The organism is Rhizobium metallidurans (assembly GCF_014196505.1).
Classification (GTDB): Bacteria; Pseudomonadota; Alphaproteobacteria; order Rhizobiales; family Rhizobiaceae; genus Rhizobium; species Rhizobium metallidurans.
The window spans coordinates 293,509-306,571 of the sequence record NZ_JACIDW010000001.1; the positions used below are offsets into that span (position 1 = coordinate 293,509).

At 61.7% G+C, this 13,063-nt stretch carries 10 protein-coding genes; 4 read left to right on the forward strand and 6 right to left on the reverse strand.

What is annotated here, in order from left to right; all coding sequences use genetic code 11:
• Positions 1–10: 10 nt before the first annotated feature.
• From GGQ67_RS01355 to melA, 4 genes are all read right to left on the reverse strand, one after another.
• Positions 11–1,144 (reverse strand): ABC transporter permease, encoded by a 1,134-nt coding sequence (locus GGQ67_RS01355; protein ID WP_183898378.1) that lies wholly within the window; start codon positions 1,142–1,144, stop codon positions 11–13.
• A gap of 1 nt (position 1,145) precedes the next feature.
• Positions 1,146–2,153 (reverse strand): ABC transporter permease, encoded by a 1,008-nt coding sequence (locus GGQ67_RS01360; RefSeq protein WP_183898379.1) that lies wholly within the window; start codon positions 2,151–2,153, stop codon positions 1,146–1,148.
• A 108-nt stretch (positions 2,154–2,261) separates the two neighbouring features.
• Positions 2,262–4,349, reverse strand: coding sequence for an ABC transporter substrate-binding protein (locus tag GGQ67_RS01365; protein WP_183898380.1), 2,088 nt, complete (start codon positions 4,347–4,349; stop codon positions 2,262–2,264).
• Between the two features lie 129 nt (positions 4,350–4,478).
• Entirely contained in the window at positions 4,479–5,945 is a 1,467-nt protein-coding gene (gene melA / locus GGQ67_RS01370; protein WP_183898381.1) for an alpha-glucosidase/alpha-galactosidase, read from the reverse strand.
• Positions 5,946–6,146: 201 nt separating this feature from the next.
• Here melA and GGQ67_RS01375 point away from each other — a divergent pair, with 201 nt between their 5' ends.
• Positions 6,147–7,037 (forward strand): AraC family transcriptional regulator, encoded by an 891-nt coding sequence (locus GGQ67_RS01375; RefSeq protein WP_183898382.1) that lies wholly within the window; start codon positions 6,147–6,149, stop codon positions 7,035–7,037.
• 26 nt (positions 7,038–7,063) lie between these two features.
• On the opposite strand, the gene GGQ67_RS01380 is transcribed toward GGQ67_RS01375, so the two are convergent.
• Together GGQ67_RS01380 and GGQ67_RS01385 are read right to left on the reverse strand one after the other, a co-directional pair.
• Positions 7,064–7,513, reverse strand: coding sequence for a YbaN family protein (locus tag GGQ67_RS01380; protein WP_183898383.1), 450 nt, complete (start codon positions 7,511–7,513; stop codon positions 7,064–7,066).
• Between the two features lie 85 nt (positions 7,514–7,598).
• Entirely contained in the window at positions 7,599–7,916 is a 318-nt protein-coding gene (locus tag GGQ67_RS01385) for a hypothetical protein (RefSeq protein ID WP_183898384.1), read from the reverse strand.
• Positions 7,917–8,147: 231 nt separating this feature from the next.
• Here GGQ67_RS01385 and GGQ67_RS01390 point away from each other — a divergent pair, with 231 nt between their 5' ends.
• From GGQ67_RS01390 to GGQ67_RS01400, 3 genes are all read left to right on the forward strand, one after another.
• Entirely contained in the window at positions 8,148–9,533 is a 1,386-nt protein-coding gene (locus GGQ67_RS01390; protein WP_183898385.1) for an HlyD family secretion protein, read from the forward strand.
• A gap of 64 nt (positions 9,534–9,597) precedes the next feature.
• The gene (locus GGQ67_RS01395; protein ID WP_183898386.1) at positions 9,598–10,902 is read left to right on the forward strand and encodes a glycoside hydrolase family 88 protein; all 1,305 of its coding nucleotides are present in this window, start codon (positions 9,598–9,600) and stop codon (positions 10,900–10,902) included.
• On the forward strand, positions 10,884–13,046 hold the full coding sequence (locus tag GGQ67_RS01400) for a glycosyltransferase family 2 protein (protein WP_183898387.1): 2,163 nt from the start codon (positions 10,884–10,886) through the stop codon (positions 13,044–13,046). Before GGQ67_RS01395 ends, GGQ67_RS01400 begins: the two co-directional genes overlap by 19 nt.
• Positions 13,047–13,063 lie beyond the last annotated feature (17 nt).

The following is a 13,063-nucleotide window of genomic DNA, read 5'->3' on the forward strand; positions in this document are numbered from 1 at the left end:
TTCACCTCACTCAATAGGGATCGACCGCGTCGCGCAGGCCGTCGCCGAGCGCGTTGAACGCGAATACGGTGACGAGCACGAAGCCAACGGGGGCAAGAATCCACGGGTATGTGCCGATCACCGAATAATTGGCGGTGTCCTGCAGCATCAGCCCCCAGGAAATCAGCGGCGGCTTCACGGCGAAGCCAAGAAAGCCGAGGAAGGATTCGAGCAGCACGACGCTCGGGATATGCAGCGTGACGGCGACGATGACGTGGCTCATCACGTTCGGGAAGATGTGCTGGAAGATGATGCGCCGGTCGGTCGCGCCGACGGCCATCGCCGCGCGCACATAGTCGATGCGGGCGAGCGCCAGCGTCTTGCCGCGCACTTCGCGCGACATCTGCGCCCAGCCGAGCGCCGACATGACGACGATGACGAAGGCGAGGAACACGTTGGTCGGCGCCGTCACCGGGATCAGCGAGGTCAGCGCCAGGTAGAGCGGCAGTTGCGGAAAGGCGAGGACGATCTCCACGAAGCGCTGCACCCAGGCATCGAAGGCGCCGCCGAAATAGCCGGAAACCATGCCGACCGTGGTGCCGATGACGGTGACGATGAAGACGACGGTCAGCGCGATGGTGAGCGAGATGCGCGAGCCGATGATGGCGCGGGAGAGAACGTCGCGGCCGAACTTGTCGGTACCGAGGAAATGCACCGGCTGGCCATCGACCGAGCCGAAGAAGTGACGGTTCGCCGGGATCAGGCCGAAAAGCTTGTAGTCCGCCCCCTTCACGAAGAAGCCGAGCATGCGCGGATTGTCGTAATCGGGGCCGACGATCGGCTGGAACGTGACCGGGTCGAGCTCCTCGGATTCGCCCAGCGCATAGACGCGCGGCGGATAGGTGAGACTGCCCTCCTTGTCGCGGAAGCTCACCATCTGTGGCGGCGCGAAGCCGGTATCGGTGGCCTTGGGGTCCATCGGCGCGAAGAAGTCGGCGAAGACGGCCATCAGGAGCAACAGTCCGACGAGAACGAGGCCCATCATGCCGGTCCAGGACCGGCGGAGCCGACGCCAGACCAGCGACAAATAGCTTTCATTGCCGTTCTGCTGGCCTTTGACGGTTTCTTCGTGCGGCGGCGGGGGAGCGGAATCGAAGGCGAGCATATCAGGCTCCTCCGTACTGGCGGACGCGCGGGTCCAGCATGGCAAGCAGCATGTCGGCGATGATGTTGCCGACGATCAGCGTTGCCGAAAGAACCATCATGAAGGTGGCGGTGACATAAACGTCGCCGATCGCCATGGAGCCAACGATGGCGGGGCCGACGGTCGGCAGCGAGAAGATGATCGCCGTTTCGATTTCGCCGGTCAGCATGTAGGGAAGCACGACACCCTGGTACATGACGAGCGGATGGAGCGCGTTCGGCACGGCATGGCGCATCACGACCGCGCTGCCCGAAAGCCCCTTGGCGCGGGCCGTCTCGACATACTGGGCGTTCAGCGTATCGAGCAGGTTGCCGCGCATCACGCGCATGTTGTAGGCAAGCCCGCCGAAGGTGGCGATGGCGACAACCGGCCAGACGTGGCTGACGAGGTTGACGAATTTGTCCCAGGACCACGGCGCGCCGCCATATTGCGGCGAGAAGAAACTGCCGATCTCCGAAACGTTGAACTGGAAGACGAGGAGGTAGACGATGATCAGCGCCATCAGGAAGCGCGGCACCGTCATGCCCAGGAAAGAGATGCCCGAGAGCAGGCTGTCGATCCAGCTGTACTGCCGGGTGGCAGCCCATATGCCGAAGCCGATGCCGAGAAGCGAAGCGAGAATGTGACACACGAGAGCGAGCAGCAGCGTGCGCGGCAGGCGCTCGGCCACGACGTCGGCGACCGGCTTGTTGTAGAACATGCTGTAGCCGAAATCGCCCTCGGTGATGATGCCCTTCATCCAGGCGAAATACTGGACCACCATCGGCTGGTCGAGGCCGTTGGCGACACGGTAGGCCTGGGCCTGCGCATCGGCGGCTTCGAAGGATGCGCCGCTCTGGTTGATCAGCTGCGATCGGATGTAGTCGGCATAGTCGCCCGGCGGAGCCTGAATGATCGCGAAGGTCACGATGCTCAGGATGATCAGGACCGGGATAGAGGACGCTATGCGCACGAGCAGGAAGCGTAACATCGGGCTCGTCTCTCCTTACTGCCAGTCGCGCCCTTCGGTGCGGCCGGCCTGTTGATCTTGCCCGGCCGCGCATCACGCGCGGCCGGTCCGTTTCTTCGGGAGGAGAACCTAGTTGATCGGACCCTTTTCGCCGGGCTTGCCGGGCAGCTGTTCGGGGAACAGTTCGTATTTGCCCTGCTTGTCGGCAGCCACCCACAGTCGTTCGCGGATGACGGAGTCTTCAGCCCAGTTGAACATGAAGATCGGCGTGCCCTGGGGGACGTTCGAGAAACGCTTGTTGATGATCAGCGCACCCGGATATTCCGTGAGCCCGACGGTATCGACGTTTTCGGTCGCGACCTTCTGGTACTGCTTCATGAGCTCGACGCGCTCGTTGTTGTCCTGGCTCGTCTGGAACTTGGTGACGATATCCACCATCTGCTGCTCGTAGGGCATCAGGTCCACCTTGCCGTCCTTGCCGGCGCGGTGCTGCCAGCTGGTGCGCGGGCCAACAGGCGCGAGCTGCTCGGTGTTCTGAACCACGGAAGCCAGTTCCGGCGAGCTGCGCTGGATCAGCCAGTCGAAGCGGCCGCCGTAGTGCGCGTCGTCACGCTTCGGACCGTCTAGGGCATTGAGGATAACCTTGACGCCCAGCTTTTCCATCTGGCCCACGACGCCTTCGGCAAGGCTCTTGTCGGTGGCGTAGCCGTTGTTGACCAGGAGCACGATCTCGAGGTTCTTGCCGCCTGCCGTGCCGGCCGGGAAGTTCACGAAGCCGTCGCCATCGGTGTCCTTCAGGCCGACCTTTTCGAGTAACGCCTTGGCGCCGTTGAGGTCGAAGGGATAGTAGACGACGGAATTGCGGTCGTAAAAGCTGGTGCCCGAGGACAGGCCGCCAGGATAGATCGCGGTGAACGGACCCTTGACCAGCGAGTCGCCGATCGCCTTGCGGTCGAGACCCATGGTGATCGCCTTGCGGAAGTCCACGTTGCGGTTCAGCTCGCGGATCGCCTGGCTGCGGGCATCCGGTTCGCCCCAGCCGTTGCCGGAAAGGTTCATGCGCATGTTGTAGCCGATCAGGCGCGGGCCGAAGGCGAGACGGGCGGGTGCCGTCTTTTCGGCGGCGCGCTTCAGCGAGGCCACGAAGTTTTCCGGCTGCTCGAGGTTCGAGATGTCGCCCGAGCCTGCCACGGCCTGCACGTCGCGGTCCGCCCAGGTGGAGAGCTTGTACTGCACCTCGTTGAGGTAGGGCAGCTGGTTGCCCTTCTCGTCCACCTTCCAGTAGTAGGGGTTGCGGCGCATGACGATGATGTCGTCGGGGCGATATTCGACCGGCACCCAGGCGCCCATGACAGGCATGTTCATGTATTCAGGCGGGAAGGCGTTCTTGAACTGGTCGTAGGTGTTCTTCGAATATTTCGGATGCTGCGGCTTGAGGATATGCGACGGGCCCGGGCAGAAGTTCGGATAGGCCATCGTGTAGAGATACTGCTTCGGGAAGGCCTGCTTGAAGGTCCATTCGACGGTGTAGTCGTCGATCTTCTTCAGCGTGGTTCCTTCACCGAAGGCTTCGGGCGAAGCGCCGCCGCCGAGCGGCGAAACATTGGGATCGATGACCTCGTCTTCCCAATAGAACATGACGTCATCGGCGGTGAACGGGACGCCATCCGACCATTTCGCGCCTTCGACAAGACGCATCGTCAGCTTGAAACCGTCCTGGGACCATTCCCAGCTCTTGGCGAGGTTCGGAAGCGGTTCGGTATCCTTGGCCTGAACCTGGAAGAGCGGTGCGGTGCGCGTCAGGCATTCGGAGAGGCCGATGTCGATGCCGCCCCAGCCTTGCGTCTGGCCGGCGCCGTAGTTCCATCCCTCGGGCCGGCCGCCGATGACGTGGCGCAGTGTGTCGCCATAGACGCCGGTGCCATCGACCATGTTGTCGGTCTTGAAGACCAGCGGCTCCTTGGGAAGACGGTCCTTGACCGGAGGAAGCTTGCCGGTGTCGACGAAGTTCTTCTTCACCCAGTCCGGCTCGTTATAGGAGGGAAGCGCCTTGAACTCCTCGATGGAGTCTCTCGATACGTAATTGATCTTGCCTTCCGCCGGAAACGGCGGCGGAGCAGGCGGTGTCGTCGGCTCGGAGGCGTAGGCGCTCACAGCCGAGACCGAGACGCTCAGCGCCAGTCCGGCCAGAATACCAAGGTTGCGGTAATATCTCATCGTCTCTCCCTTTTTTTGGTATCGAGGCGCTTGTCGGCTGCCCCGGTTCTCCTCAACGATCCGGAAACGGGCTTTCGGCTATGGCGTCCCCTCCTTGGAACGCCATAGCCACCCGTCCTCCGGGGAAGCTTACACGGCCTGCTTGAGCGCCGCCTTCTCGGCGCGGAGTTCATCGATCGAGCGGACGTTGCGGCGTGCCGCGCCGGCCCATTCGCGGGTCTTCACCGTCGACTTCGCCAGACGCTCCTTGGCGGCCGGGACCGCGTCGGCATATTGCGGCAACCAGCGCGCCTGGGCGGCAACCATTTCATCGACCATCTGCCAGACCTCTTCCGGCGTCGCCACCGCGCCGACCAGCGGGTCGTGCAGGACGGCGAGCTTCAGAAGATCGATGTCGCCGCTGATGGCGGCATGAACCGACATGCGCTGGACGTTGATAGAGGCCATGCAGGTCGCGGCACACGCTTCCGGAATGGTGATGCCGGAGACCATGTTGATACCGAAGCGATCGACAAAGCCGGGGGATTCGATGATCGCATCGGATGGCAGGTTGGTGATGACGCCGTTGTTCTTGACGTTGAAGTGACCGCGGTAGACCCGGCCGGTTTCCAGCGCCTCGAGAATATGGCTGGCATGTTCGTTGGAGCGCTTGGCCGGATCGATCGGCTTTTCGGCCGAAGCGAGGAACTGCGGGAACTCCGTCTCGAACCAGTTGCGGGTTTCCGTCGAGTGGCGAAGGTAGCCGCCGGTTTCGCCGTGGATCCAATCGGACATGTCGATCCACTTGGTGATCTCGTCCGGCCGCTTGCGGTACCAGGGCAGATATTCCGACAGGTGACCATTGCTCTCCGTCGAATAGACGCCAAAGCGCTTCAGGACATCGATGCGCAGTTTTTCCTGCTGCGAGAACACGGGATGCGCCTCGAAGGCGGCGATCAGTTCGTCCTTGCCGATCTTGCGACCATTGAGCTTCAGATCGACGAACCAGGTCTGGTGGTTGATGCCCGAGCAGATGTAGTCAAGCTCGGAAACCGACTTCGCGCCGAGCACTTCGGCGATCTGTTCGGCGCCGTGCTGGACGCCGTGGCAGAGACCGACGGTATCGACCTTGCCGTATTCGATCGCCGCCCAGGTATTCATCGCCATCGGGTTCGCGTAGTTCAGGAACTTGGCGCCCGGCTCGGCGACTTCGCGGATATCCTTGCAGAAGTCTAGGATGACGGGAATGTTTCGCTGGCCGTAGAGAATGCCGCCTGCGCAGATCGTGTCACCGACGCATTGGTCGATGCCGTACTTCAGCGGAATTCTGATATCGTCGGCATAGGCTTCGAGACCGCCGACGCGCACGCAGCTGATGATGTAGCGGGCGCCGGTCAGCGCCTCGCGACGGTTGGTCGTCGCCGTCACCCTGGTCGGCAGCTTGTTCGATGCAACGATCGTGTCGAGGATCTGCTTGATCATCTGCAGATTGTGTTCGCTCATGTCGGTGAGCGCGAACTCGATGTCCCGGAACTCCGGAACGCACAGGATGTCGGTGAACAGCTTTTTCGTGAAGCCGACGCTGCCTGCGCCGATGATAGCGATTTTGAAACTCATGATCCTAGCCTCGATGCGATTGAAATGCCGGGATTGGATAACAGGAAGAAGAATAGGCCGCGGGCTTGCGTCCAGCGCCGAAAAAGGCCAGAAATCCGGCTTATTCTCCTCCCCGCCGCTCCATAAGCCCGGCGGTGTTCTCTCTCTTGGGGCGGATTATGCGTAAAATCTTCGGGGCCGCCAGAGAAGGATTATGCTTTCATGGGTAATTCTGTGCTGCGAGAATTGATCGATCGTGGACCGTCCATGCGCACGGTTTCCCTGCCACGCGGCCGACAATCCCTGCACACCATGCCGACAAGCACCGGTTACGAGGTGCGTGAGAATGCTACCTATGACTGGGACGGACGCAAGCGTGGGCAGACGCCTTTTACCGTGTTGCAGCATACGATCAGCGGCGCGGGCAACCTGCGTTACGAGAATCGAGAACTGCGGGTGAAAGAGGGCGAGACGCTGCTCGTGCTGGTACCGCACAACCACCGCTACTGGCTGGAGGACGGCGATCGCTGGGAATTTTTCTGGATATCGATGAACGGCGAGGAGGCGCTGCGCATTCACCGATCCATCCTCGCCGTTACGGGTCCGATCCTGAAGCTGCAGCCGCAGACGATCGAGCACCTCGCTGATTGCAGCCTGCGCCTGATATCGGGCGCCGAAACGCCGGGACTGGCATCGTCGATCGCCTACGAGGCGGCCATGGCGCTCTATGACGACGTGTTCGGATCGCATCCCGTGTTCAGCGAGGAATACCGGACGATGCAGCACGTGATCGACTACATCACCGACAATCTGGAAAAGCCGCTGCCGGTGGAGGACCTCGCCAGGGTGGCAGGCCTCAGCCGCGCGCATTTCTCGCGCATGTTCGCCGCTAACGAAGGACTGCCGCCCGCCGAATACGTGCTGCAGAAGCGGCTGAAGCGCGCCGTCAAGCTGCTGACGAAGACCGCTCACATGCCGGTCAAGGAGGTCGCCATCCGCTCGGGCTTCGAGGACGCCAACTACTTCTCCAAGGTGTTCCGCCGCGTCTATGGCACCAACCCGACGGAATTCCGCACGACGGGCATGTATGCAAGCGTCGGCAAGGCTCGCTGACAGCGGTCGCCATCATCAGGGCAAGATCAGTCCCCAGGCTTTTCCGGCGCCGCGCCATGATTGGCGTCCGGCGACGGTGGCGCGGATGGCAGCGGCCGCGACCCGACGTAGAAAGCGCAGCATCCAATCAAGAAGCCGACGAAAAGCGCGAGCAATATGCCGGGGCGGGCGGCAAGATAGAACATGACGTAGCCCGCCGCCATGCCGGTCAGCGCCATGGCCTTGGCGCGCCGCGATATCGCGCCTTGGTCATGCCACGCACGCAGCGTCGGTCCGAACGTCGGGTGGTTCAGCACCCAGGCTTCGAGGCGCGGCGACGACCGCGTGAAGCACCAGACGGCCAGGATCAGGAAAATGGTCGTCGGCATCAGCGGCAGCAGCGCGCCGATGAACGCGAGGACCAGCATCAGGATGCCAAGGACGAAATATCCCGCACGCAGAGTGTAGGAGGTGACGCGGCCGGGTTTCACAGACATCTTCCGGTTTATAGAGGACTGAATATCCCTTTCACGACACTGTCGTGGAATGCAAGATGCATGGAGGGTTTTCGGCTGAACGACCCTACTCCGCCGCTTCCCGCAGCGTCGGTGGCTCGACATCGTGAGGTGGGTCGGCGTCGGGAAACAGATTGTGCCGCAGGCCGGCCAGCGCCATCAGGATCGCCGCCGGCGACGCAAGGAGGCCGCGAACCGTATCGAGCGCGGTGTCGAGCGCCCGCGGGAGCGACGAGGCTGGCTGCGCCTCGGCCCTGCACCTGCTCCGGCACCTCGAGACGCCGACATCGAGGCGGCGTACCGCGTTCTGGATGCCATCGTAAGGGGCAGCAGCGAAAATTCTACCGTTGATTGAGCTGTAAAAGAAACGATATAAAACCGTCACAAATAAAGAGCATCAAACGAACAAGGATGAATAGTTTCATCAACTATTGCTGTCATTATTGCAACAGCAACCGAATTAAATAGAAATTTTCAGTCAATACATCATTTTGAATGCACACATTTTATTTGCCTGAATATTTTTACTGCTATAAAAGACATTCAAAATAAAAAACACCACCCCGGAAACGCCCTTCAAGTTACCTGCAGCATGATGATGTCAGGATTGAAGAAAATGAAGGCCGCAACCACGAGTATCGATCCGAGGGACCGTAAGATACTGTCTGTATCGCGTATCCTGGGTTATGCGTTCGCATTTATGCTGATCTTCATCATCGCGATGGCGATGATTCCCAACCAGTTTTTCATCGTCTCGACACGGGCGGTGATCAACGCACCGGTGCAGCTGATCGCCTCGCCTATCTATGGCAGGGTGGACAAGATTTCGCTGCAGGTCGGACAGGTCGTCAATCTCGGCGATGTCATGGCGACCGTATCCAATCCCAACCAGGACCAGACATCGCTGACCGGGTTGCGGCTCGAGAAGCTGGATCTGACCGAAAAGCTCAACAACACGACCAGCGTGGCGGCCGAGCGCACCGAGCAGCTCAACAAGGTCAAGACGCAAATCGACAGCGTCAAGGCCGGCGTCTTGAGCGAGTTGTCGGCGGTGATCGTCAATTCCCAATTCAATGTGCAGACCTATCAGGCCCGCCTCAACGAGCAGGACGCGCTCTTGCTGCGGCAACAGACGCTGCTCAAGAAGGGTCTGATATCGGACACGAGCCTCGAGCCGCAGCGTCAGAAGCGCAACGCCGCCCAGGCCGAACTCGATTCCGCCAAGGGCGAACTGCGTCGAAACGAAATCGTGCAATCGCTCGTCGGCCGCGACATCTATACCGGCGGCACCGTCGCCGCCAATCTGCTGACACTCGAGATGCAGCGGACGAAGCTCGCGGGCGACATCGCCGAGGACAATATCGAAATCAACCAGATGACGGAGCGCAAGCAACAGGTCGAAAACCTGATCGCGCGTGAGGAAGGACGCCTGGGCAAGACGGGAGCGGCCGAGGTCACCGCCGAACGCTACGGCCAGATCGTCAGCGTCGACGCATCCTTCGGCGATTTCGTCATGCAGGGCCAGCCCGTTGCCAAGTCTCTCGACTGCACCGAAGCTTTCGCCGCGGCCGTCTACCGAAGCCGCGACGTGACCGCGCTCGAGATCGGCACGCCCGCCATGGTCAACTTCCGCAGCCTTGGCGTGAAGCGCAGCGGGCGCATCTACAAAATCGTCCGATACTTCAATTCCGGCCCAGAGAACCGCTATTTCGCGAAATTTCCCGAGGCCGAAGGTCATGAGGTCTATGTTCTCGTCAAGATCGATGAGCAGACCGCTGAGGACGGCAGCGTGGCCAAGCAGAACAACGACAAATTCTTCGGCTGCAACGTCGGCGAAGAGGTCATTGTCTCGCTCGGTGAGACGATTACCTCGCGTATCGCGCGGTACTCGAAGGCCGTCGTTGCCGGGCTGACGTCACCGGTCAGCATTCTCTCCGCATCCGCATCGCTGGACAAGACCACCGGCCCGCGATTGCCGGCCGACAAGACCGCGACACCCTGAAGGGCCAAGCTGAACGTTCACCTGCGTATCGCGAGGGGCGAAAATGAAGGGCATGAACTCGTCAATGCATGAGGTTTGGCGCGGGTTGGTCGCATCGCTGCTGGCCGCGCTGCTGCTTTCAATCGCAATCGGCACTGCCAAGGCTGATGATACCGAGACCAAGCAGCTCGCCTGCTCGATGTGCGATGCGCTGGCGGCGAGAATGACGGGGGAGCCTGAGCAGCCCTTCGTGTTCCGCAGTTACGAGCCGGCCAATGGCGGCTCGGCGCTGCACCCGTCGCTGGAGAACACGGGCTTCACCTACGACAACGCGCTCGTGATGATGGCGCTCTACGGCTGTCAGCGCAAAGCCGAGGCCCGCCGGGTTGCCGATGCGCTGGTGGTCGCGCTCGAGACCGACCGCCGCTACAACGACGGGCGGCTGCGCAACGCCTACCGTTCGGGTCCCGTCATCCCGGGCAAGGACGGCATGCTGCTTCCGGGCTATTGGAGCACGGCCAGTAATTCCTGGGTTGAGGACGGCTATCAGGTCGGCACGGCCACCGGCAGCACCGCCTGGGGCGCGCTCGCCATGCTTATGGCCTACGAAGAGACCAACCAGCAGGCCTATCTCGACGCCGCCCGCAAGATCATGACCTGGATCCATCGCAACACCGCGGACCCGAAGAATGTCGGCTATCTCGGCGGCTTCTTCGGTCACGAACCGACGCCGGAGCGGATGACCTGGAAATCGACGGAGCATAACCTCGATATCTACGCCGCCGACAGCTGGCTTGCCCGGCTGGACCCGGGAGGCGACTGGGCATATCAGGGCGACAGCGCCCTGCAGTTTCTCAAAGCCATGTGGAACGAGGCCGAGGGTCGCTTCTACATCGGCAGCGCTCCCGACAGCAACGCACCCAATGTGGCCATGTCGGGCCTCGATGCCGAACTCTGGCCATTGATCGCGGTTCCCGAGTTCAAGTCCAAGGCCGGCCGCGTCATGGAATGGACCGATGTCAACCACGGGGTGGACGGCGGCTACGATTTCAACAGCGACCGCGACGGCATCTGGCTCGAGGGCACGGCGCAGGCGGCCCTGGTGTTTCGCGAGATCGGGCGCCCCGAAAGGGCCGAACCGCTTTTCGCCACGATCGCCAAGCAGCGCGCGCCCAATGGCCTCGTCTACGCCACGGCGAACGAACAGCTGACAACGGGCCTGCAGGTCGGGCCGAACTCCGCGCCCGGCGACTTCAAATACTACCGGCTGCCGCATGTGGGTGCGACCGGTTGGGCCGTTCTCGCCGCTCTCGGCATCAACCCCTTCGTCGGCCGCAACGGCCAGGCGACGACCAGCAGCAAGGATAGTCCATGTCCCCCGAAGTCGTAACCTTGTCGGACTCGATTCTCTTCTCACTGCTGGCGATCGCCCTGATCGTGGGCTGCGCCTGGCTGCTGGATGCAAGTCGCGGCAAGGATCGGGTCATTTTCGGCACGATCCTGATCGTCATGCTCCTGAACTACCTGTATTTCCGCATCACCAAGACCCTGCCCGATTTCGAGTGGAGCCCCTACGCGATCTGGCCGCGCTTCTATCTCGGCTTCGAGGTGGTCGTCATCTTCTACACGGTGCTGTCGATCGTCTTCTTTTTCAAACGGACCGACCACAGCGGCGCCGCCGACGCCAGCGAAGCGCTCATCGCGCAGCATTCGCGGCACCCGGCCGTCGATGTCTTCATCTGCACCTACAATGAAGAGCTCTCCATTCTGGAGCGCACGATCCTCGCCGCCAAGGCGATCGACTACAGCAATTTCGCGGTTTGGATCCTGGATGACGGACGCCGCGACTGGCTGGAAGACTACTGCAACGAGATCGGCGTGCGCTATCTTAGGCGCAGCGACAATGTCGGCGCCAAGGGCGGCAACATCAACAACGCGGTCAGGCGCTCCGCCGAAGAGACCAACGCGCCCTTCATCCTCATTCTCGACGCCGATTTCGCGCCGCAGCGCGGCATCCTGAAACGGACGGTAGGCCAGTTCATCGATACTGAAATCGGCCTGATCCAGACGCCACAGTTCTACTACAATGCCGATCCCGTCCAGCATAACCTGCTGGCCTCGAAGGCATGGGTCGACGATCAGCGCATCTTCTTCGACGTCATGCAACCCTCCAAGGACGGCTGGGGCGCCGCCTTCTGCGTCGGCACGTCATGCATCGTGCGCCGCGATGCCCTGGAACTGATCGGCGGCATGCCGCAGGAAACGGTGACGGAAGACATTCACCTCACCTACCGTCTGATGCAGAAGGGCTTGAAGACGCGCTGGCTCAACGAACGCCTGAGCGTTGGCCTCTCGGCGGAAAGCCTCTCTGGCTATATCACCCAGCGCTGCCGCTGGTGCCTGGGCACGATACAGGTGGCACTGCTTAAGGATGGGCCCTTCCTTGGCCGCGGCTACACGCTGATGCAGCGGCTGCACTATTTTCACGGCCTGCTCTTCTGGTTCTGCCGCCCCTTCATCCTGCTCCTGATGGCGGCGCCGCTGCTCTTCTATTTCCTCGGCCTTCCCGCCATCCTGATGGAGCCGGAGGCGTTCTTCCTCTATGCGCTGCCGATGGTCGCGGCCATGTGGACGTTCCATTCCTGGGTTTCAGGACGGCGCAGCCTGCCGCTGTTTACCGAGGTGTCGCAGATGGTGTCGGCGATCCCGATCACCATCGCCCTGGTCCACGCCCTGTTCCATCCGTTCGGCCGCCCCTTCAAGGTCACGGCCAAGGGCGAGGATCGTGGACGCGTGGAAATACTGTACCCGATCGCCGCGACGTTTTTCGCCATCATCGTGCTGACCTTCATCGGCATGCTCAACGGGCCGTTGCTCAGCACTTACAACGATCTCGACGGTTTCAGCATCGCCTGGGGCATGGTCGTCATGGTCTACGCCTTTGTCTCGATGCTCGTCTGCATCGAACTCCCCCGCGCACCACTGGAGAAGCTTGAGCTTTCGCTTGCACGCGAAGCCCAGATCGCCAGCGGCGGGAAGGCGTCACGTTGCATGATCGATACGATCTCTGTCGATACCGCCAGGATCACGATGAACGAGGATAGCGCGCTCAGCCAGATGCGCCTCGGCGACATCCTGATCTTCGCGCCCTTCGACAACTTCGACGTCGCCGGGCAGATCACGAGCATGGACCGCGCGAATGCCGGTCTGTCGCTTGCCATCGTCGCCGTTCGCGACAGGCGCGACGACTACGAGATCAGGAAAGGCGCCGAGGATATCAGGCGCAAGATGGTCCAGCGCATGTTCAGCGAAATGCCCGAGGTGATGCCGGCGCGAGCCTTCCCCATTCTCGCCATCCAGGGACTGATGCAGCGCATGTTCGCGCGGCCAGCGGTCCTGATCGGCGACCTCGAGCCCTATACGCTGAACGGGCGCGAAGCGCCGCGCAAGTTCCACAAGCCGCGCTTCTTCTCACCGAAGGTTCCGCTGCTGCAACTCGGCGGCGGAGCGGTGCCGCCGGCCGCGGCCGAGTGATCCGGCCTGTCCATACG